This is a genomic window from Streptomyces sp. NBC_00210 (assembly GCF_045160975.1).
Classification (GTDB): domain Bacteria; phylum Actinomycetota; class Actinomycetes; order Streptomycetales; family Streptomycetaceae; genus Streptomyces.
Genome location: NZ_CP108120.1, coordinates 221,237 through 241,760 on the forward strand (window position 1 = coordinate 221,237; position 20,524 = coordinate 241,760).

Below are 20,524 nucleotides of genomic sequence, written 5' to 3' on the forward strand. Positions count from 1 at the left end.
CTAGCCCGGCTCGATTCCACATAAGGCGCGCCATGCCGGCCGACTTCCCGCCGTGGGACCGGGTGTATGCGTTCTTCCGCCGCTGGCGCGACCACGCGCTGGTCAGGGAGTTCCACGACCGGCTACGGACGCGGGTGCGCGAGCGGCTGGGCCGGGATGCCGAGCCGACGGCCGGAGTGATCGACTCGCAGTCCATCAAGGCGGACGCCGTCGTCGGATCGGACAGTCAGGGCTTCGACGGCGGCAAGCTGATCAACGGGCGCAAGCGGCACGTCGTGGTTGACACACTCGGCCTGCTGCTGGGCGTGATGGTTACGAGCGCGGACACCGGCGACCGCGCCGCCGCGCAGGTGCTGCTGAAGCAGGTGGCAGGCGCGCACCACCGCCTCACGCTGGTCTGGGCCGATGCCGGCTACACGGCAGCCTCGTCGAGTACTGCCTGGCCGCTCTCGCGCTGGTCCTGGCGATCGTCAAGCGCAGCGACGACATGCGCGGCTTCGTGGTGCTGCCCAAGCGGTGGATCGTCGAGCGCCTCTTCGCCCACCTGATGCGCACCCGCCGCCTGGCCCGCGACTACGAGCGGCGCACCACCAGCGCCGAAGCGATGGTCTACTGGTCGGTGATCCTGCTCATGACCCGCCGCCTGGCTCGGCCACACTCCTCGCAAGCGTGAACCGGCCCGGCGCAGGCTCGGCCAGCCAGCCGCGGGCCACCAGGCGTTTCGCCTTCCACCGCAGCGCCTCCACCCACGCCGGCACCGCCTCCAGGCCGAACAAGGCAGCCATCTCCTGGCAGGTCAGCGGCCCTTGACCGAGCCGGGACCGGTCCGCGAGCGCGGCGAGGATGCGCTGGTAGTCCACCGGCAGCACCGCCCCGTCCAGGCCCTCACGCCACACCGGCACCTGCGACTTCGGCTTCGCCGCATCCCGGGGCCCCGACTGCTCATCCGCCTCCCGCCGAGCCTCGGCGACCTCCGTATCGGCGGTGGTGTCGCCGTCCGGAGCCAGCACCGTATCGACCCGCCTGCGGGCGATCGCCCACTCCTGCCATTCCTGCTCGGCGGCGGCTAGTTCGGCCTGGATGCGGTCAGCCTCTTCACGCAGCACGTCGACCCGACGGCGAGCGGCAAGCTCGTGCTGTTCCAGTAGCCCAACGACCGACGGCATTCGCGACCTCCCGGGGGAGCAACGACCCAACAAGCCACCACTCCCACGGAATCACCGCTCCTACGCCTGACCAGCGGAAACGCAGCGATCACGTCCGAAAGACAACAGCTTCTGAGGACGGCTGTCAGCGCGACAAGGTGAGAAGGATGTTGGTTGTGGTCAGGCGGCGGCCGGACGGGGTTGGGGTGGCCAACGGCCATGCTGGCTGTAGGGCGGGTTTGCGAGTGAGGCGTCGGGTCATCAGCGTGATGGATGCCCACGTGATGAGCACGCAGCTCAGTGGCTGCGTCTGCTGCCGACATGCCAAGCGGGGGTGTTCAGGGGCGCCGGGGTTGAACGACGGCCCTCAACCCACTCCGGACGGGCCGCAGGTTTCAGCCGCGTGGAGCAGCGCCGCCAAGGCCAGCACCACGGTGACGGCGACTGTGCCGAGCCACACCGCGTACAGCCCCACGGGCCGCGCCCGGCGACGCGAGAGTACCCACGCGATCCACCCGGCCAACGATCCGGCGGCCAGCGCCGCCAAACGCAGAGGGGCACCCCAGTCCCCGAGAGTGGATGCAAGGGCGCATTCCCCGTGCAGTAGCTACCGTCGCTCGTCGACAAGGTCATCGCCAACTGCAACGGGGGCGCGAGCGCCGACGCGGTCCAGGCCACGGCGGCCAGCACCCAGTACAGCACCCGGTGCCAGGACCGCATGGCGCCGACCAGCACCCCGCACATCATCGGCAGCGGCGCCCCCAGTATGGACGCCTCCACCAACAGGGCGCCCACGCGGTACCCGCCGCTGACATCCGGGTCATCAGCCCAGTAGAAGCCAAGGAGCGCCGCTCACACCGCAGCGAAGACCACCAGCGCGGCCAGCGCGTGCGCAGGGACACGGGCCCGGGGCGCATTAGGGAAGGACGCGGGCCAAACGATGTTCCGGAAACGGGCGTCCGCCCCGGAGCCTGGGCCATCCACATTCAGATCACCGTCCATGGCCCCACCGTAAACACGCCCACTGCCAAGCCACGCCCAAAGAGTCCACTCCGAAGCACAATTGAGTAGAACTACCCACTGATTCCCAATGTGCTTATGGCTCGTGACTGGCTGTAGGCGACTCGAGCAGGGCTGGCAGCGCGGAATATCAGGCTGCTCTCGAAGGGGGCCGACAGTCGCGCAGGAGTGCCCACAGGGCGTTCAGGCGGCGGAGTGCGAGGGCAATGAGGGCATGCTTGTGGCACTTCTCCTCGGCTCGTTTTCCGGGCGTAGAACGCATTCGAGGTGGGGCCGCACCGTGCGGCGGCCTGGGCGGGCATGTAGAAGTCCGGCATCAGGCGGCGGTAGTAGCGCCGGGGCCGGTGCACGTTGCCGCTGATCTGTCCGGAGACCTCGGGGACGGGCGCCAGGCCAGCAACTCCGGCGAGTCGGTGGGGGCTGCCGAATGCGTTCATGTCGCCGCCGGTGTGGGCTATGACGCCGGCTTGGTCGCCGGGCCCACACCCGTGACCCCGAGACTGGGGAACTGCACATATCCAGTGCGGCGCAGGCCGCCTGACCGGCCGCCACAGTGAGCGCGGCAGAGGGCAGGGCGTGAAGATCATCCATGACGGCCCACGGTAGCCCGAGCAGGCTCCGACGGTGGCGTCCCGGGCATCTTCACGCCGCACTACATGCCTGCATCAGACAGACCGTCACCAAAGCGAACATAGTTTCACCTCGCCGAGGCCCTGAATGAATACCGCCTACTCTTGTTCGATCAATCTCCGAATACAGAGGTCGAGAAGTTCACGTGAACTCCCTCCGGCACGGAGCAATGTGGTTGTATGCAGTGGCGGTCTGGCTTCGTCCAGTTGGATGAGTACAACCCTTAACGGCACCCCTGACTTCTTCAATTCCAGCGCGAATTCGAGTTCAGAAGGGCACCAGTCACTTGCGTTGTATTTCCTGCTCCAGAGGGCGACGAAGGTATTCGCTTCCTGTATCGAGGCCTCCAACTGGCTGGGTAGCCGGTGCCCGATCTTGACTTGCTCTTCGTCTCTGAATACCACCCGTCCGAGCCTTCTAAGGAGCACCTCCACGTGGTCTGCACTGGCGCAGTCACCCCAGGAGTAGCTAAGGAAGTACGAGTGGACGCTGCGGGTGCTCCTCGCCGCTAGTTTGGTGGCGAAGGAAACAACCCTCTGCGCAGCATCCCTTGTTGGCGTCCTTCCCAGTCGGGGGACTGCCTCGTGGTAGGTGTGCTGTGCGAGGAGGAAGACTTCTGCCGATGATCCCCCGTACTCCCTGATAGCGAGCGTCGGAATGTGATTCGATGCGGCGTAGCTCCCGAGGATGCGTGTGCTGACACCTCCGCCGAGTAAAAGAAGAACGTCAGCCGAGCGCAAAGCGGCGAAATGCGAGACAATCCAACGATGGGGACTGCTTGCATCTGCATAGTTTTCCACCTTGATAATATGCAGATTTTCTGGGGCGTTCGAGAACTCCGGCTCATACCCAGGATTGGATCTGTCGACCGGGAATTGGATCTCGATGTGTCGCTGGGAATCAGGATGATCTCGGCAATACTCCGCATACCCCTCGAAAATATAGGGGTCAATTGTTCGGCGGGATGAACTTCCTATGACGGCTCTGCAATCGTCGGCGGCGAGAGCCCAGCCCAACTGTCTGCCTGCTTCAAACAGAGGTGCATGCTCCGACAGGATCGGTTGATTGACTCCGGGGACATGATCGGGCAACGAGCCCATCACGAATATGCGCATGGCAGAGACTCCGCAGCGTCGTAACATTCAAGTGACCGCAGGACGATGGTCGCAGCTTCGTGGGGTCGGTGGCCACCGCGACGGCGACCCCGAGATCGGGGCCGCTCGATGAGCGAGGTCATCACGGAGGCGACCGCTGTGCCGGAAACGCGTGTTGCGGTGCCTCCGGGCCGAACCTCGCCCGGGAAATCGCCGTTCGCCCTCCCGCCGCATCTGTGATCGCCTCCCGCGACCGTCAGAACACGGCAAGAAGCCTGTCTGACCACGTACTTCCGCCCCTACACCAACACTGACGTAGTCGGCTGCGAACTCGACGGCGCGGTCAACAACGTCATCGCGCTCGCCGTCGCGTGCTGAGGGCGAGCCCCAGCGACTCGCCCCGGTGCTGCATCGCGGTGAGCAGGTAGGCGTAGCCCTGGCCGAGGACGCGGGCGGCCATGACCGAGTCGTAGAGGTAGTCGCGCATCAGGAGCCCGATCTGCTTGTCCCACAGGTGGGCCGGCACGGCTTCCCGCGCGGAGCGGACCAGGCCGGTCGTCGGGTCGGTGGCCGCCGCGCTCACCACTCGGGCTGGATTTCTCAGACGGTGTACGCATATCGGCGTCGTGGAGGGCGTGTTGGTGGCGTGGGTCTGCCCCGTATCCAGCAAGCGCATTGATCATTGGCACCGGAGCGTGATGACCAGTACGTTCGTGTCACCGAAGATTGTGGACTGAGGAACGCAGGGGTGACGGGGGCGGTGAAGGAGCTGGCGGATGCGCGTGCGGTGGCAGGCTTCGTCTTCGTCACGGATGAATCTCCTGTCTATCTGAAGGCGGCAGCGGTTGGGGAGCGGGTGACGCTGCCGTTGTTCAAGCCGCCGTGGATCGTCGTCGATCACACGCCGGAGCGAGTGCTGGTTGCCCGATGGCCGGGGCGGCTTTTCCGCGCGCACGTGGTGTCTCCGGCAACGGATGAGGAGCGTGCCGCGATGGCACGAGCCGCCGATAACCTGCGGTCTGACGCCGGCTACACCCGCGCCATCGCTGTCGACCTGCTGGAGGAGATATCCCCGTCGGTTCTCTTCGGCCCGCAGGGTGACGCAGTGATCCGCGTCATCGAGGCCGTGATCGCCCTGGACGAGGAAGGCGCGCGGAAACTCGCTTCCGCGCGTCATCCCGCAGCCGATCGGGAGTACAGCAAGGCATGGGACCGGTGGCTCGCTGAGCTGCCGAAAGCCGCGCACAACCGGAATCAGGACCACGCGTCGACCCTGCTGATCCCCGGGGCCGGAACCTCGGGATCACCAATCGGACATGGGTTCGCCGTGGTCTGGCACATGCTCAGGAAGAGCGCTCGGCTCCGTGGTCGCGCGGAGTCGTTCGCCGTCGACGAGGACGGCGACGAGGCGGTGTTGGATCCGTGGCGGACGGCCGGTGGTGCGCTACTCGATGCAGCGATGGCGTTTGGCGCGCCGCACCTGGTGGACAGTCACGCCCTCGCGGTGCTGACCAGGGCCTGGAACGTGGTGTTTCCGAGCCTGGATGAAGCGTCTTGACCCCGAGAGGCACAGCGGGAAGCACTGACTGACGCCCCTCCTTTCCTCGGATGAACCCAAGAGCGGAGACCGGTCGGGCTCGGAGTCGAAGTAACAGCCCGTCCAACCCATCGTTACGGGCGGCACGTCGGGGACGGCGGTCGCCGGGCATGCGGGTTGTGGAGCTGAGGCGTACCTCCAATCCCAAAAGTCCCGCAGGATCAGGTAATCGTGTACCGACACCTGTCCCCCGCCCGGAAGCGAAGGGCATGTTCGGAGGCGCCCAGTGGGCCGTACGGCGACTCCTTCGCTGGCAACCGTAGCCGCGGCCTACGAGCACTACGCCCTGCAAGAAACCGTGGACGGCATGTCGCTGGGCAAGATCGGTCGCATCATCGATGCGATGCGTCACGAGCGCTACCGGTTCAGCCCAGTCAAGCGAGTCAACATTCCCAAGAAGAATGGGAAGACCCGGCCGCTTGGACTGCCAACCTGGTCGGAGCTCGTCGGCGAGGTGATGCGTCTCCTTCTGGAGGCGTACTTCGAGCCGCAGTTCTCCGACCGCTCCCACGGGTTCCGACCCAAACGGGGCTGTCACACCGCCTTGACGGAGGTGGGCAATACCTGGACGGGTACGACCTGGTTCATCGAAGGCGATATCTCTGACTGCTTTGGTTCGATCGACCATCAAGTCGTCATCGAGACGTTGGCAGAACGAATTCACGATGGCCGGTTTCTTCGGCTGGTGCGCAACATGCTTGAGGCCGGGTACATGGATGACTGGACCTGGGGAGCCACGCTCAGCGGGGCACCTCAAGGCGGAGTGCTCTCTCCGCTGCTGTCCAATATCTACCTGCACCGACTGGACAGCTTTGTCGAGAAGGTTTTGATTCCGCACTACACCCGAGGGCGAAGCAGGGCGCGCAACCCTGCCTACCTGGAGGTGGTCAACGCGATCGCACGCGCCCGCAGGCGCGGAGACCGGGCCGAGGTCCGGCCACTTCGCAAGCAGCAGCGCAGTATCCCCAGCGTGGATCCGAACGATCCGGGCTTCCGGAGACTGCGCTATCTGCGATACGCCGATGACACCCTTCTTGGGTTCATCGGGCCGAGATCCGAGGCCGAGGAGATCAAACGGCGTCTCGCGGTATTCCTTCGTGAAGAACTCAAGTTGGAATTATCGCCAGAGAAGACACTGATCACCCATGCCCGTAAGGCGCGGCATCGTTCCTCGGATACGAGATCACCGTGCAACACAACGACAGGCAGGCAACCCGAGGCCGGAGGACGGCTAACGGTTCGATTGCTTTACGTGTGCCAGCAAAGGTGATCCGAGAGAAGGCAGTCCCATACCTTAGCCGCGGAAAACCCGCGCACCGGCCCCTACTCCTCAACGACGACGACTACACCATCGTCAACGTCTACGGGGCCGAATACCGGGGCATCGTCCAGTACTACCTTCTGGCCGGCAACGTATGCCGATTGCATCGACTGCGTTGGGCCATGGAAACCTCGTTGCTCAAGACACTGGCAGCGAAGCATCGCTCCACGGTGTCCAAGATGGCGGCCCGCTACAAGGCCAAGATCGAGACACCATATGGGCCCCGCACATGCTTCGAAGCCAGCGTCCCCCGCAGCGCAGGTAGGAAGCCATTGGTCGCACGATTCGGCGGAGTCTCACTGACGCGACAGAAGGCAGCGGTCCTCGCGGACCGTCAAGTGGCCAACCCCCACCCCAGAAAAGAGCTGATTACCCGGCTCTTGAAGGGGAAGTGCGAGCTATGCGGGACGTCGGAAGACGTGCAAGTGCACCACATCCGGAAACTCGCCGACCTCTATAAGGGAAAGCCACCGGCTGAATGGCGTCAGGTCATGGTGAAGAAGCGACGCAAGACTCTGGTTGTCTGCACCGGCTGCCATGACACGATCCACTCAGGAAAGCCAACCAGCAGCGTCACGAAATAGGTCACTGGAGAGCCCGTTACGGGGAAACTCGTACGGCGGGTTCGGAGGGGGGCCGCGCGGAAAGGGCCTGCACATGGCAGGCACCTCGTCGCGCGGCCTACCCAACCAACCGCCTGAAGACCTGACGCGGCCTGGCCACCCGCTACGAGAAGACCGCCACCGTCTTCAAAGCCGGCCTCCACATCGCGGGCATCTTCATCTGGTCAGCGAGATGATCCGGGGGAATCGGCTTCGGGCCTTTCCGCAGAATCGGCGCGCCGGGCGCTTTAAACGCAGGGGCCGGGCGGCCGAGGGCTCGAGGTGGAGCTGCTCGATCGCCTCGATCACGAACCAGGCGAGGTGGTCCTCGGGCAGCCAGTCGCGCAGGTCAGGGGGCTGCAGGGGTGCAGCAGCGCTTGGTCTCGATCGCATGTGAGGATGTTCTGTGGCATGCCCCGATGGCCCAAAACGGCCTGGACAGCAAAGGTTTGTGCGACAGCCACCTCGAGAATCAGGTGCCAGAGTTGTCGACGAACCCCACGATATCGAGATATTCGATTTTGGGCGGGACGCCATAAACCCCCGTCACCTTGTCGACGAGCTCCTCTGTGAAGAAGGCGCGGCCTTTCTCCTCGTCATCCCACACGTAGAAGTTCCTTGCCTGAACGCCGTCTTCGTCGAGCATGAAGCTCTTGAAGCGAAGGCCGGCCATGCCTTCGAACGGTCCTCGGAGTTCGCCGGCAATCTTTGCGATAGTTGAACGATCGAACTTGTCGGTCTGCGCGAAAGTCACGAGCACGCCAATCATCGGGCCTCCTATCGATCGAGTGATACTAGCGGCGGATCCTAGTACACGCGGCCGGAAATTCTGGTCGTCAGGCCGCGAGTCGGAGGTGCGGCTCGCGGTCGGCGATGCGGGCCAGGAGCGCGTCGAGCTTTGCGTGCATTAACGCCTGCCCGAACGGGCGGGCGATTTGGCGGTGCAAGGACACCTGTCTTCCCCCGCGCCCCGGCGGCCGGGCAATAGCCCTGCCTCCCGAGGGCTTGCTGATCCGGAAGAAGCGGCCTAGAGCCTCTCTCACCGATCACGTGCGGTTTCCGGAACTTGCTCAAGCACAGTTGATGTGGTCGGCATCAGGATGCGGAGTGTCCGATCGAATTGAGGAGCTGGAGTTCTTCCTCCGTCAGTCGGAGTGCACCCGCTGCCACATTGTCAACGAGGTGATCTGGGTTGCCCGTCCCGGGGATGGCCAGCACATGGGAACCTTGCTGCAGGATCCAGGCCAGGCGGACCTGCGCGGGTGAGACGCCGTGCGCGCGGGCCACGGCACGGACCTGGTCGTGCTCGGCCCGGACGGCTCCGGACTCGCGTCCCTTACCGGCGATGGAGAAGAAGGGCACGAACGCGATGCCGTGCGCCGCGCATGCCCGGAGCATCTCGTCCCCGCCCGGCGCGTCGAGGCTGTAGCGGTTCTGGACGCAGACCACCGGTGCGATCTCCTGAGCCTGGGCCAGGTGCTTCGGGCGGGCGCCGGAGATGCCGAGGTGACGGACGAGCCCGGCGTCGCGCAGCTGGGCGAAAGCCTCGAAGTGCTCGCTGATGGAGTCCTTCCTGGAGGACGATGACCGCGTTCAGCAGCTTCGGCGCTGCATCAACGACAACACGCTCCCCCTCGACGTCCGCGTCATCGGCAGCCTCGTCCTTCTCATGGGATTGCAGATAACGCGCATCCTCGAACTGACCACCAACGACGTCGCCGTTCAAGAAGCAACGGTTCAGCTGAAGCTCGATGGAACCCTCCTGCAACTGCCTCCCCGGCTGGCTCAACTGGTCCTGAAGCACCTTGAGCACGCCGAGGCCGCCTGGGAGGTCAACCGGGCTGCAAGCACCACCCCATGGCTGTTCGCCGGTCTGAACCCGGCCCGCCCAATCCAGTCGCAGTACATCTACCTGAAGCTCAGGCGACTTGGACTGGGCGGCCTTGCAGGCCGCAACACCGCCCGTCTCGCGCTGGCGGCCGACGTTTCTGCCTCAATCCTTGCCGCCCTCACCGGGACCAGCATCGACAACGCGACGGACTGGGCGAACTTCGTCAAGCGCAACTGGACGGACTACATAGCCAGCCGCAGGAAGGACCGCCCATGAAGCACGCCTCCTTGCATCGCCTGCCTGGACTCAACGCATCCCGGGCAGGCGACGCAACTCGTTGACCTTGATCAGCCGGGCAAGAAGGAGGTACCCCAGGGCTGTCGCGAGCGCCCCGGCAGCCAGTGCGACGGCCGTAGCCCACGTTCCACTTCCCAGGTCCGCGCACGCACGCGCTACGACCCAGCCCAGCCCTGCAGCCGGGCCCGCGGCGCAGAACAGTTTCACGTAGGTGCGACGCAGGCCGCCGTCGTCGATACGGCCCCCGAGCCGCCTGCGCAGCAGGATCGCGGTGAGCGCGAGGCCGGCCACGTAGGAGAGGGTGTAGGCGCCGGCCATGCCGACTACCGCCCACCGGGCGGGCAGCAGCAAATGACAGGCGGTGGCCAGGGCAATGTTCACGCCCGCGATCCAGGCTGCCATGAAGAACGGAGTGCGGGTGTCCTCGAACGCGTAGAAGCCGCGCAACAGTAGGTACTGGGCGGAGAACGGGATGAGCCCAAGCCCGAACGCCTGCAGCATGTAGCCCAACGGGCGGACCGAGTCGGCGTCCGCCGCTCCGTGGGCGAACAGCAGCGACGAGATCTGCGGCCCCAAGGCGAGGAAGAGGAAGGCGGCCGGCACGATGACCACGCCGCTGATCCGCAGCACCCGGGACAGGTCCGCGCGCAGATCCGGGATGCGCGCCTCAGCGACGGCCCGGCTCATACGCGGCAGCAACGCCGTCACCAGGGACACCGTCACGATCGACTGCGGCAGCATCCAGATGGTCTGCGCGTAGGTGTAGGCCGAGTAGCCCGCGCCGGCCTGCGGCAGCTCCTGGTCGGCGGCGTTGGCGACAGCAAGCCCGTGCCTAGCGCTGCGGCCTGCAGCACCTGGCGGATCAGTCCCGTCGCCCGGGACACCACCGTGCCAACAGCCATCAGCAAGGACGAACGAGCCAGCCCGCCCTTGTCCTTCTTCCGCTGGGCGGCATGCCGCCCCCTCTTCTGCTGCTCCTGCGGCATGGTCTGCGCCGCGGAGTTCGCCCCCTCCACCATGCCGTCAACCTATGCCCCAAGGTCTCAGGGCCCCAATTCGCTTCTTTCACACAGCAGTTCAGCGACCCATCGCCGTGACCGTGGCCACAGAAATACGACAGCAACGGAACAAGTGCTCTGCGCCAGTACCTCTGCGCACCCAGGGCTGTTGCAACGAATGCAACGACGGAACCCCGCCCGACCGAGCCACTACACCGCTCCCCCAGTTCCGGTCACGCACCGGCTGGCCGCCTGAACGCACCTCGCCCCGGGCAGCGCGGGCGAGGCCCACAGCAGGTTGCCCGAACGGATCGGTCAGGACCTGGACGTTCATGCCGTGGCGCTTGTGTTTTCCCGGCGCAGTGAGGGGTGTCGAAGGCGATCCGGTCGATCGGACATCAGGGTCCCGTCCAGGATCACGGAGGCCAGGCGGGCCGCAGGCCGCACAGCGTCAGCGAGGCTGTGCGCGAGTGCGGCCAGGACCTCGATCGCCTCTCGTATGTAGCGGTGGGCGGTGGCGATCCCGATCCCGAACCGGCGGCGAGCCGGGAGTAGGTGTCGCCCCAGCGCAGGCGGGCCAAGACCAGTAGGACCTTCCGTCCGGCGGTCAGGCGCCGCCAGTGGGATCCGATCTCGCGGCCCGTGCGCGGCCAGACGGCCGCCAGGTGGCACAGGTGCGCGTTGGAGATCGATCGCCGAAGGGTAGACAGGCATACGACGCTCCTGGACGAGACGGTTGATCTTGGTCGTGAACCCATCTACCAGGAACTTCGCTGTTAGACGCGACCGGCTCCCAACCAGCCTGACCCGTCAGCAGGTTGGAGAAGGCTCACTGAACCGGCGACGACGAAGTCGTTGACCGCCTCGCTCTGCCCGCGTTGGTCGATTCCAGGCCGGAGCCCTTGGGGGCGCTGTCGTCCGCATGGGCCTGTCCGCTCAGCCGGGCTTCTGGTTCCAGTTCCTCCGCGCCTCAAGACGCTACAGCTGTCTCATGATTCCTCCTTGAGGCTGATCCCCGTGACGTTCGTCGGTCCTTGAATTCCCATCACCCGGCGCGGGCGGCTATCGGCAGGGTGGTTGAACGCCACACCCATGGTCTCCCGCTGCGGGGCCACGCCGGAACCTCCTTCGGCGCGGCAGCAGGTCGCGTTCATCTCGACCAACCCACCTATCGACCCTGGGACTTCACATGACAAGACGACGACGGCCTCCCCTCTACAAGCGGCCCACCTCTCTCATAGCGTCCATAGGGCTGGTGGGCTCCTGCGTCACCGTCATAGCGTTCAACGCATCCGCCAACCCGCCGGATCCGAGGGCGACGGACATCCGCGCACTGGCCTACGAGGCGCTCAAGAGCGATCCGGCCACGTCGCACTACGCACGGGGCCAGACATTCAGGACCCGGGCCATCCAGCAGGAAAAAGACGGAGACCGGCATATACGGATGGACCGGTACTACAAGGGCTTGCCGGTAATCGGCGGCGACCTCGTTCTGCACATGGCCGGGGACGGCGGGCTCAAGGGCATCAGCCAGACGCTCGCTTCGGCGCCCGACTTCGACATCCAGCCCGCGCTCTCCGTCGAGAAGGCGTGGACGAGCGCGTTCAAGCACAGCCCCTTGCGGGAACCAGCGCAGGGCGGGAAGGCCACGAAGGGGGTGGCCCGCTCGGGCAAGGACTCGACCCGGCAGGCGCGGGCGGGATCCCGGCTCGTCGTGTGGGCAGGGAAGCAGCAACCCCGGCTTGCCTACGAGAACGTGATCCGCGGAGTCCGCGCCGACAGCACCCCCGCCGAGGTGCACACCTACGTCGACGCGGAGAACGGGAAGGTCCTGGGCACCCGGGATCGGTATATGCAAGAGCAGGGGTCGGGCAACACCCTCTACAGCGGGCAGGTGAAGCTCGAGACGAATCGCGGCCGGCAGGGTGGGTTCGAACTCACGGACGCCACGCGGGGCGGGATGACCACCCTGGACGCCGACAACCAGTGCGCGCCGCAGGACCCGGACCCGAACTGCCGCAGCGATGCGAGCGGCGGGCCAGGTGGGGGTGGCGGGCCAGGTGGGGGTGGCGGCCCGGCCGGCCCTGGTGGTCCGCAGGATCCCGCGGGCGGTGGCGACGGTCCGGGTAACGGCCAGGACCGGAACGGACCCGGCGAAGACAGCGCCGAAGGGGGCGGGACCGTCTTCGGTGCGGGGCCCTTGCCGACGCTGCGAGGGGATACCGAGCGGTACTGCCTGAAGGGAGTGCCAGTCTGCTACGGAGCGGACCAGCAGGACAGGCAGCCTGAGGAGATCCCGTCAACGGGCGGCGGCGACGGCCAAGACGACGGCACCGGCCAGGGACAGGGCGGCGGCGACAATGGCAACCCACTCGGAGTGCCTGGGGCCAAGCCCGTCGTCAGCGACGACAACACCTTCGGGACCGGAAATGCCTCCGACCGCTCCACCGTCGCAGCGGACGTGCACTTCGGAGCTTCCCAGGCATGGGACTACTTCCAGGAGAAATTCGGTCGCAACGGGTTCGGCGGTGACGGGCGAGGCCCCACCCTCTACACGCACTACGGGGACGGTGTCGTCAACGCCTTCGCCGACCCGCAGAGCTTCACAGCGGTCTTCGGGGACGGGGACGGCCAGAACGTCAAACCGCTGACCGAACTCGACGTCGTCGCCCACGAGATGGGCCACCTGGTGACCCTGTCGAACAACGCCTTGTCCGAACAGGGTGAGCCATCGGCGCTCAACGAGTCCACGAGTGACATATTCGGGGCGATGGCCGAGTTTTTCACCAACAGTCCGAACGACCCGCCGGACTTCCTCCTCGGCGAGGACCTGGAGGGCGACGCCCAGCAGAAGCGGTTGCAGCGCTTCATGGACCGCCCTTCCAGGGACGGAAGGTCGCCCGACTGCTTCTCCCCCGGTGTCGGCCAGCTTGACCCGCACGACGGTGGCGGAGTGTCGAACCACTTCTTCTTCCTGCTGGTCAACGGCAGCGGTGAGTCCGAGTTCGGCAACAGCCCGACGTGTGACAACTCCCAGGTGAAGGGAATCGGCAACGAGGCAGCCGAGCAGATCTGGTTCCGGGCCGTGACGACGTACTTCACCTCGAACACCGGCTTCCTGGATGCCAGGGAGGGCACTTTGCAGGCGGCCACCGACCTGTTCGGCCAGGACAGCACAGAGGTCCAGACCGTCGCCGAGGCATGGGACGCGGTGAACGTGAAGTAGCCGAGCGAGTGCGGCTGTGGATCCTGTCGCGCAAGGGGGCGGGGCTACCATCAAGCGAATCGACGGTAGCCCCGCCCCGACCTGCCCGGCACCGGAGGCCCGGGGACTTACTCGTCGCCGCACGCCACTGCCGGGAGAGGCGAGCGGGCCGCGAACCGGGATGGGCCCAGCCCTCGGGCCCCGGCGCGACGGGAAGTCGGCAGGGAGGACGGGACGGGTATGGCAGTCGGCATCAAGAGGATGCGGGCGTTCGCGGCGCAGGACGAACCGCTGCTGGTGGGAGAGAAACCGCCGGCGAGGCGATCCAAGCACCGGCCGCACCGAAACCAGAAGCGACGGACGATCAGTCGGGCCATCGTGATCGATACCGCGCTCGCTGTGGCCGCGCTCGCCTACAGCCTTCTGCAAGCACTGGTGTTCCAGCCGCTCTGGCGTATGGCGCCCTCCGCGCCCGACAACGGGACACCCTCCGGTGCCCTCCTCGTGGCGATCACCGCCGCGGAGATCCTCGCCGCTCTCTCCCTCCTGACCCGACGTCGGCTGCCGTTGGTCCTTGCCGCGGCCTCCATCGCCGATCTATGGCTGGGAGGTTCCGGAATCACCTTTCCCGTCGCGGTCTACACCCTGGTGGTGCGGGGGCGGAACCGCTGGGCGGTGGCGGTCGGCCTTGCCGGGGGCGCGGTGCCCGTCCTGGACTTCCTGCTGATCACCGGTGAACGACCTCCCGTGCCCTTGTTCGTTCAGGAGGCCGCGGTGGGCTACCTGCTCCCGATGCTCGTCGCTCCGACCCTGGCGGCCACCACGGTTCGCACGCACCGGGCCCTCATTCGCAGCCTGCATCGCAGGGCGGAACAACTCCAGCGGGAGCAGGACCTGGCCACGCGGAACGCCCGGCTGGAGGAGCGCGCACGGATCGCCCGGGACATCCATGACGTGGTCGCCCACTATGTGGGGCTCATCGTCATCCAGTCAGGAGCTCTGGAAATCAGTGAGGCCACGGATTCCCCGGCGCACCGAAGCGCCCGTCTTCTCGGCGATCTGGGGCGACGTGCGATGGGTGAACTCCGCGACCTGCTCGACGTGTTGAGGTACGAGGATGTGGACGGGCGGGCAGAGGCATCAGCGGGTTCGCAGGTGCTCAGCACCGAATCATGGCAGAGGGACGTTCAGGCTTTGGTGAACGAAGTACGCCGCGCGGGCGTACTAGCTACGTGGCAAGTCAGCGGAGAGCCCCAGAGAGCCAGCGCGGCGGCGCAGCGGGCCGCCTACCGTGTGATCCAGGAGGGGATCGCGAACGCGGTCCGGCACGCGCCCGGAGCCGAGGTCCGCGTGTCGGTCGCGGTGTCCGCCCAGAGCCTGGACGTCTGTGTCCGCAACGGTCGGCCGCCCGAGTCGGCGGCCGGGTCGACACTGGGCGGTGGCCACGGCCTCATCGGGATACGCGAGAGAGTGTCCCTGTTGGGGGGAACCGTGCGAGCGTCCGCGACGCCGCAAGGCGGGTTCACTCTCGTCGCCCGCATACCGGCCGAAGCCGCCGCCGATGCCGGCGCGGCTGGCATGCCGCGGGCTGCGGAGGAGTTCCCGGAGCCCTGTCCCCCTGGGGAGCTCGATGATCCGGGTGCTGCTGGCGGACGACGAGGCACTGGTACGACAGGGCATCCGCCTCGTGCTCGAATCGGATGACGAGATCACCGTGGTCGCCGAGGCCACCGACGGCTCACAGGCCGTCGACACTGCTCTCAGGCATCACCCGGACCTCGCCCTCGTAGATATCCGCATGCCCGTCATGGACGGACTCGCCGCGGCTCGCGAAATGGTGCTCCTTCCGCAGCCGCCGCGCGTGATCATGCTCACGTCCTATGCCCAGGATGAGTACCTCTTCGCGGCCCTCAAAGGCGGCGCCGACGGCTTCCTGGTCAAGGACGTCTCGCCGCACGACTTGCTGAACGCCGTCAAGGCGGTCGTGGGCGGCGATGCCATCATCTCCCCGTCGATGACCCGCTCGCTGATCCAGCGGTTCACCCCTCCCGAGGCCTCACCGGCCTCCAGCGCGCAGGACCGCTTGCGCGCCCTCCCGGAGGAACAGCGCACGATCCTCGCCCTGATCGCCCAGGGCTTGTCCAATGCCGAGATCGGCGCATGCCGAGGCCTAACGGAATCTCAGGTCAAGGCGCAGGTGAGCCGAATCCTGCGGATGCTCCGCCTGAGCAACCGGGTCCAGGCGGCGATCCTCGCCTATTCGGCGGGCCTGTCACACCAACCCGTGGCGGATTAGCACTCCGGGGACGGTGCATACATCCTCAGCTGCACAGCCAGCACTGGTGTAGTGCGTGCCTGACCGGCAGGACGCACCGGCAGCCGTCGGCACATCGGTGCAGCGCCCGGGGGTCCGTTCTCCGGCCGGTGGTGCCCATCGGGTACAGCGACGGGGTCGGCCCCAACATGGGTCGACCCGACTGACCTGCGCAGATCGCTGCGTCGATAGCGCCGGACCCTAAACGTCGAAGCGGAACATCGGCGCCTCTGCTGTGACCTGCGTCGATGCGACGAGATCGAGAACCCTGCGGCGGAATTCGGGCGGATAGCTGCGGGGCATCACGGCCTCCGAAGGCCGCTGGATTGTCGATTGTCCAGCAACCCGACTCCATCAGAACCGGGGCATACCAAACCCGGAACGGTTCAAAGGGCGACCAGGACCCCGCCACCTGGTGGCCCTCCCGCACCACCTACCGCTGCACCTACGCCCGCGCCTGGGTCCAGGTGAAGTAACTACTACGGACTCTCCGGCGACTCCGCCGAGAAGAGCGCCCTGTCCACGGTCCTCAACGGCTGCTAACGGACACTTGACCTCTCGTCCGCAACGGTGCCCATCCGTCCCGCCGGAAACATCCGGCGGGACGGAACAGACGGAGCGATCGCCGAAGGCAAGCTCAGGCCGGTCTGCAGACGCTGTCCGCCTGAAGGCACCAGGCCCGACGGGGCGGCCCCGTCCGCACCGTTGAAGTAGACCCAGCCGCCGGAGAACACCGCGCCGATGAGCCTCCGGCGGGTGTCGCTTCACTCGTCGAGGACGGCCAGGTCGAGCTGCCGAAGGCGCGCGGGGGCGGCGATCACTTCGTACTCGGTGATCTTTTCGCCCTCGATCGTGAGGGTGAGGACGAGGAGCAGCCGCCCGCGCGGGGCCACGACGATTCCCACGACTCCGTTCACGAGCGCCGGTGCCGCGAAGCGTGACCTCCGCCCGAGGACGACGGTCTCCTCCGCCACCGCCCGCGCGCCGCGGACCTCTGTCGGCGCGCCCGATGGCAGGACGGCAGGGTCGGCCCGGCGCAGGACGTCGGGGGCCAGCACGGCGAGCAGCGCGTTGAGGTCGCCGCTGCGCGCGGCGGCGAGGAAAGCATCGACGACGTGCCGGTGCCGGGCAAGCTCGGTGCGGGGAGCCGCGGGGGTGCCTCGTACCTTGCGGCGTGCGCGGCTGGCGAGCTTCTTCGTGGTGACCGGTGAGCGTTCCACGATGGGCGCGATCTGGTCGAACGGCACGGCGAACATGTCGTGGAGCACGAAGGCGATCCGCTCGGCGGGAACCAGCGTGTCCAGCACCACGAGCAGTGCGCGGCCCACCGAGTCGATGAGCAGCGCTTCGTGTTCGGGGTCACCCTCGTCGTCGGCGTCCCGGATCCGGTCGGGCACCTGCTGTCCGACCGGATCCTCCCGTCGTGACGCACGGGAACGCAGTATGTCGAGGCACACACGGGAAACGACCGTCTGCAGCCATGCGGCCAGGTTCGCGACGCCGGTGACGTCGGCGCGGCTGAGCCGCAGCCAGGATTCCTGGACGGCGTCGTCCGCCTCGTTCAGTGAGCCGAGCATGCGGTAGGCGACCGCTCGCAGGTGTGCGCGATGAGTCTCGAATCGTTCGGCAAGCTGGTCCTGCTCGTGCATCGGTCACCTTCGCTCATCGTGCTCCGTCGACTTATTGACGTACCCCATCAGGCCGAGGTGACCGAGCAGCGTCCATCGGCCGTGTCGAAGGACGGGAATCACACGATGAGCCAGCCCCGCACGACCCAGCCGAATGCCCTCGACCAGCCGCTCCTGCGGCGAGCGGACCTCGGAGACCTCTCGCTGCCCAACCGTGTGGTCATGGCCCCGACCACACGGGCCCGCGCGGCCAACGACCAGCTGGTGCCGACGCCGATGCACGCCGCCTACTACGGCCAGCGGGCGAGCGCCGGGCTGATCATCACCGAGGGGACCTGGGTCAGCGAGCGGGCGATCGGCTTCACGTGCGTCCCCGGCATCTACAGCGAGGAGCAGGTCGCCGCGTGGAGGCGGGTTACCGACGTCGTGCACGCCCTCGGCGGCCGCATCGTGCTGCAGCTGTGGCACACCGGTGCCGCCTCGCACCCCGATCACCTCGGGGGAGAGCTGCCTGCCGGCCCGTCGGCGATCAACCCGCACGAGATGTCCTTCACCCCGAGCGGGTTCAAGGAGACCGTCACCCCCCGGGAGATGACAGGCGCGGACATCCAGAGCACGATCGCGGACTACCATGCCGCCGCCCACAACGCCCGGCGCGCCGGGTTCGACGGGGTCGAGGTCCATGCCGTCGGCGCGTTCCTGATCCCGCAGTTCCTCAACCCGCGGCTGAACCATCGCTCCGACTCCTACGGCGGCGACAGCGCCGGCCGGCGGCGCCTGCTGCTCGAGATCATCGACGCGGTCGCCGCCCCGTGGGACGGACGGCGCGTAGGTGTCCGCCTGTCGCCTTACTGGACCACCGGCGACCGTTTCACCGCCGACGCGTCGACGCTCGCCGACTACGACGAACTCGCAGCCGAGCTGAACGACCACCCCGTGGCGTACCTGCACCTCCTCGGACCAGCCCCCGCCGCACCGGGAGAGTGCCCCGACTTCGGCGCGTTTCGGCGCTACCGGCAGCGGTTCGACGGCCCCCTGATCGCGAACCGCGGCTTCGGCGTCGAGTCCGGGAACGCCGTCATCGAGGCAGGGATCGCCGACGCCGTGTCCTTCGCCACGCACTTCATCGCCAACCCCGACCTTGTCACCCGGTTTGCCATGAGCCGCGACCTGGCAGCCGGCGACCCCGACACGTACTACACCGGCGCGGCCGACGGCTACGTGGACTACCCCGTAAGCGGCTGGCGCGACGAGCCCGCCAGTGCTGTGACCGGATAGGTTCACCCGGCTGTGCGCGGGGGGTGCCCCTATGGGTTTGGTCAAGGTGATGGGGCGGGTTGGGGTTCGTAGAAGGTGCCGTCGCGGAGCATCGCGAGGAGCACGTCGGCTCTGCGTCGGGCGAGGCATAGGAGGGCTTGGGTGTGGTGCTTGCCCCGGCTGATCTTCTTGTCGTAGTAGGACCTGGAGGCCGGGTCGGCCAGGGCCGCGAACGCGGAAAGGAAGAAGTCCCGTTGAGCTGCTTGTTTCCTCGCCGGGATGGTTGTTCACCTCGGATCGACGAACCCGAACTCCGCATCGCCGGGGCGAGACCCGCATTGGCGGCGAGGTGGGCGGCGGTCGGGAAACTGCTTCCGTCGCCGACGTCGATGAGGATCCTGGCTCCGGTCCTGACGCCGATCCCCGGCATCGAGGTCAGGACCTTGGAAAGAGGGTGGGCCTCCAGCAGTTCCTCGATCCGTCCGGCCAGTAGTGTGCGCTGGTCAAGGACGGCGGTCAGCGAACCGGCCAGGCTCGGGACGATCAACGCTGCCGCGTCCGTGCCGGGAACGACCACGGTCTGTTCGTCGAGTGCGGTGAAGATGTCTTCGACCAGTCGCTCGGCCATCCGCGGTGCCTTCGGCCGTAACAGTGTGATCAGTCTGCGGCGCCCGGCCTTGCGGATCTGGGCCGGCAAGCCGAACCGCTCCAACAGCGTGAGCACGGCCGGGTGCTGGACGCGCGGGCCGAGGACTCGCTCCAGGTGGGGATGGATCTGTGTCACCAGCCCCCGCAACCGGTTGCTGATCCGGGTGGCCTCGTCAGCCAGGTCGTCGTCGAACCCGACGATCATCTCCAGCTCGGCGATGGTCTCGTCTTCGAGCTCGACCGTGCGAAGCGTGTGCGGCATGACCGGGGCCGCGTCCGCGATGACGAACGCGTCGCGGGCATCGGTCTTGGCCTCGCCTGGATAGAGGTCGGCGATCCGCCGCATCGTCAGGCCCGGCAGATAGGCGACCGGGCAGCCCATGTCCCGGGCTACCGCGAGCGGCAGGGCTCCGATGGGGGCCGGCTGGTCCACGATCACCAGCACAGTCCCGTGCTTGGCCTGCAGCTTGCCGAAGACCTCGCGAAGCTTGGGTTCGCTGCTGGGTAACCGCTTGTCGAACGCCTTCTTCCCGGCCGGTGACGGTGGTGGCGTGGTGTTCGCCCTTGCCGACGTCCAAGCCAAGGAAGGCACCGATCTCGCTGACATCGATCACGTGCGTCCTCTGATCGTTCCCGCCCGGCCGTCCCACGGCACCGATCGCCACATCCACATTACGAAGAGCCTCCCGACCTGCGAAGAAGCCGGTGGTCATGCCCCCAATCAGCGGTCTTTCGATGCCCCCGGAGCCGGTGGCACCACCCCCCAGGCCATGCGTTCGACAGAGGGAGAAAGTCATGCCAACTCCGGAGGCCGGGCGCCCCATTGCGGGGCAACCAAGAAGGTAATGGGGAGTGACGGGCCAGACCTGAATCCACGGTGCCATACCCGTCCTCGGCGCGCTCGGGCTCCGGGGTGAAGTCGCCGCGAGATGGCTCG

The 20,524-nt window shown here is 66.8% G+C and carries 13 protein-coding genes and 7 pseudogenes; 10 read left to right on the forward strand and 10 right to left on the reverse strand.

All coding sequences use genetic code 11. From position 1 onward, the window contains the following. Positions 1–32 precede the first annotated feature (32 nt). Both OG729_RS01240 and OG729_RS01245 read left to right on the forward strand, forming a co-directional pair. Positions 33–548, forward strand: a complete 516-nt coding sequence (locus OG729_RS01240; protein ID WP_405803679.1) for a transposase — start codon at positions 33–35, stop codon at positions 546–548. Next, positions 488–673 carry a transposase gene (locus OG729_RS01245; RefSeq protein WP_405803680.1) on the forward strand — a complete coding sequence of 62 codons (186 nt, stop codon included), beginning with the start codon at positions 488–490 and terminating at the stop codon, positions 671–673. Before OG729_RS01240 ends, OG729_RS01245 begins: the two co-directional genes overlap by 61 nt. On the opposite strand, the gene OG729_RS01250 is transcribed toward OG729_RS01245, so the two are convergent. The 3 genes and pseudogenes from OG729_RS01250 to OG729_RS01260 form a co-directional block, all read right to left on the reverse strand. Beyond that, positions 630–1,166 (reverse strand): hypothetical protein, encoded by a 537-nt coding sequence (locus tag OG729_RS01250; RefSeq protein WP_405803681.1) that lies wholly within the window; start codon positions 1,164–1,166, stop codon positions 630–632. The genes OG729_RS01245 and OG729_RS01250 overlap by 44 nt on opposite strands. Before the next feature lie 1,129 nt (positions 1,167–2,295). Next, positions 2,296–2,632 (reverse strand): annotated as a pseudogene (locus OG729_RS01255) (transposase); the annotation flags it as partial. A 261-nt stretch (positions 2,633–2,893) separates the two neighbouring features. Next, complete coding sequence (locus tag OG729_RS01260) at positions 2,894–3,910, reverse strand: toll/interleukin-1 receptor domain-containing protein (RefSeq protein WP_405803683.1); 1,017 nt, start codon at positions 3,908–3,910, stop codon at positions 2,894–2,896. A gap of 102 nt (positions 3,911–4,012) precedes the next feature. On the opposite strand from OG729_RS01260, the pseudogene OG729_RS01265 reads away from it, so the two are divergent. Then, a pseudogene (locus tag OG729_RS01265) lies at positions 4,013–4,258 on the forward strand (glycerol-3-phosphate dehydrogenase); the annotation flags it as partial. Here the strand turns inward: OG729_RS01265 and OG729_RS01270 are convergent. Beyond that, the gene (locus tag OG729_RS01270) at positions 4,242–4,472 is read right to left on the reverse strand and encodes a hypothetical protein (RefSeq protein ID WP_405811454.1); all 231 of its coding nucleotides are present in this window, start codon (positions 4,470–4,472) and stop codon (positions 4,242–4,244) included. The pseudogene OG729_RS01265 and the gene OG729_RS01270 overlap by 17 nt on opposite strands. Before the next feature lie 177 nt (positions 4,473–4,649). Here OG729_RS01270 and OG729_RS01275 point away from each other — a divergent pair, with 177 nt between their 5' ends. After that, entirely contained in the window at positions 4,650–5,447 is a 798-nt protein-coding gene (locus tag OG729_RS01275) for a hypothetical protein (protein ID WP_405803684.1), read from the forward strand. A 328-nt stretch (positions 5,448–5,775) separates the two neighbouring features. After that, a pseudogene (locus OG729_RS01280) lies at positions 5,776–7,391 on the forward strand (reverse transcriptase domain-containing protein); the annotation flags it as partial. Positions 7,392–7,881: 490 nt separating this feature from the next. On the opposite strand, the gene OG729_RS01285 reads toward OG729_RS01280, so the two are convergent. After that, positions 7,882–8,178: a hypothetical protein gene (locus OG729_RS01285; protein WP_405803686.1), complete on the reverse strand. Its 297-nt coding sequence runs from the start codon at positions 8,176–8,178 to the stop codon at positions 7,882–7,884. 326 nt (positions 8,179–8,504) lie between these two features. Then, positions 8,505–8,981 (reverse strand): annotated as a pseudogene (locus OG729_RS01290) (aldo/keto reductase); the annotation flags it as partial. Between OG729_RS01290 and OG729_RS01295 the strand changes: the two are divergent. Then, on the forward strand, positions 8,971–9,516 hold the full coding sequence (locus tag OG729_RS01295) for a hypothetical protein (RefSeq protein WP_405803688.1): 546 nt from the start codon (positions 8,971–8,973) through the stop codon (positions 9,514–9,516). The pseudogene OG729_RS01290 and the gene OG729_RS01295 sit on opposite strands and share 11 nt — an antisense overlap. Positions 9,517–9,546: 30 nt before the next feature. Here OG729_RS01295 and murJ read toward each other — a convergent pair. Together murJ and OG729_RS01305 are read right to left on the reverse strand one after the other, a co-directional pair. Beyond that, positions 9,547–10,353 (reverse strand): annotated as a pseudogene (gene murJ / locus OG729_RS01300) (murein biosynthesis integral membrane protein MurJ); the annotation flags it as partial. Positions 10,354–10,799: 446 nt separating this feature from the next. After that, positions 10,800–11,249 (reverse strand): annotated as a pseudogene (locus OG729_RS01305) (transposase family protein); the annotation flags it as partial. A gap of 475 nt (positions 11,250–11,724) precedes the next feature. Here OG729_RS01305 and OG729_RS01310 point away from each other — a divergent pair. The 3 genes from OG729_RS01310 (at position 11,725) to OG729_RS01320 (ending at position 16,036) form a co-directional block, all read left to right on the forward strand. Beyond that, positions 11,725–13,761 carry a M4 family metallopeptidase gene (locus OG729_RS01310; protein ID WP_405803690.1) on the forward strand — a complete coding sequence of 679 codons (2,037 nt, stop codon included), beginning with the start codon at positions 11,725–11,727 and terminating at the stop codon, positions 13,759–13,761. 219 nt (positions 13,762–13,980) lie between these two features. After that, positions 13,981–15,444 carry a sensor histidine kinase gene (locus OG729_RS01315; RefSeq protein WP_405803691.1) on the forward strand — a complete coding sequence of 488 codons (1,464 nt, stop codon included), beginning with the start codon at positions 13,981–13,983 and terminating at the stop codon, positions 15,442–15,444. Beyond that, positions 15,371–16,036, forward strand: coding sequence for a response regulator transcription factor (locus tag OG729_RS01320; RefSeq protein ID WP_360869740.1), 666 nt, complete (start codon positions 15,371–15,373; stop codon positions 16,034–16,036). Before OG729_RS01315 ends, OG729_RS01320 begins: the two co-directional genes overlap by 74 nt. Positions 16,037–16,818: 782 nt before the next feature. Here the strand turns inward: OG729_RS01320 and OG729_RS01325 are convergent. Beyond that, positions 16,819–17,703 carry a sigma-70 family RNA polymerase sigma factor gene (locus OG729_RS01325; RefSeq protein WP_405803693.1) on the reverse strand — a complete coding sequence of 295 codons (885 nt, stop codon included), beginning with the start codon at positions 17,701–17,703 and terminating at the stop codon, positions 16,819–16,821. Here OG729_RS01325 and OG729_RS01330 point away from each other — a divergent pair. Next, a complete protein-coding gene (locus tag OG729_RS01330; RefSeq protein WP_405803694.1) occupies positions 17,662–18,960 on the forward strand; it encodes an alkene reductase in 1,299 nt (432 codons plus the stop codon). The genes OG729_RS01325 and OG729_RS01330 overlap by 42 nt on opposite strands. 41 nt (positions 18,961–19,001) lie before the next feature. Here the strand turns inward: OG729_RS01330 and OG729_RS01335 are convergent. Beyond that, positions 19,002–20,201, reverse strand: a pseudogene (locus OG729_RS01335) (IS110 family transposase). Between the last annotated feature and the right edge of the window lie 323 nt (positions 20,202–20,524).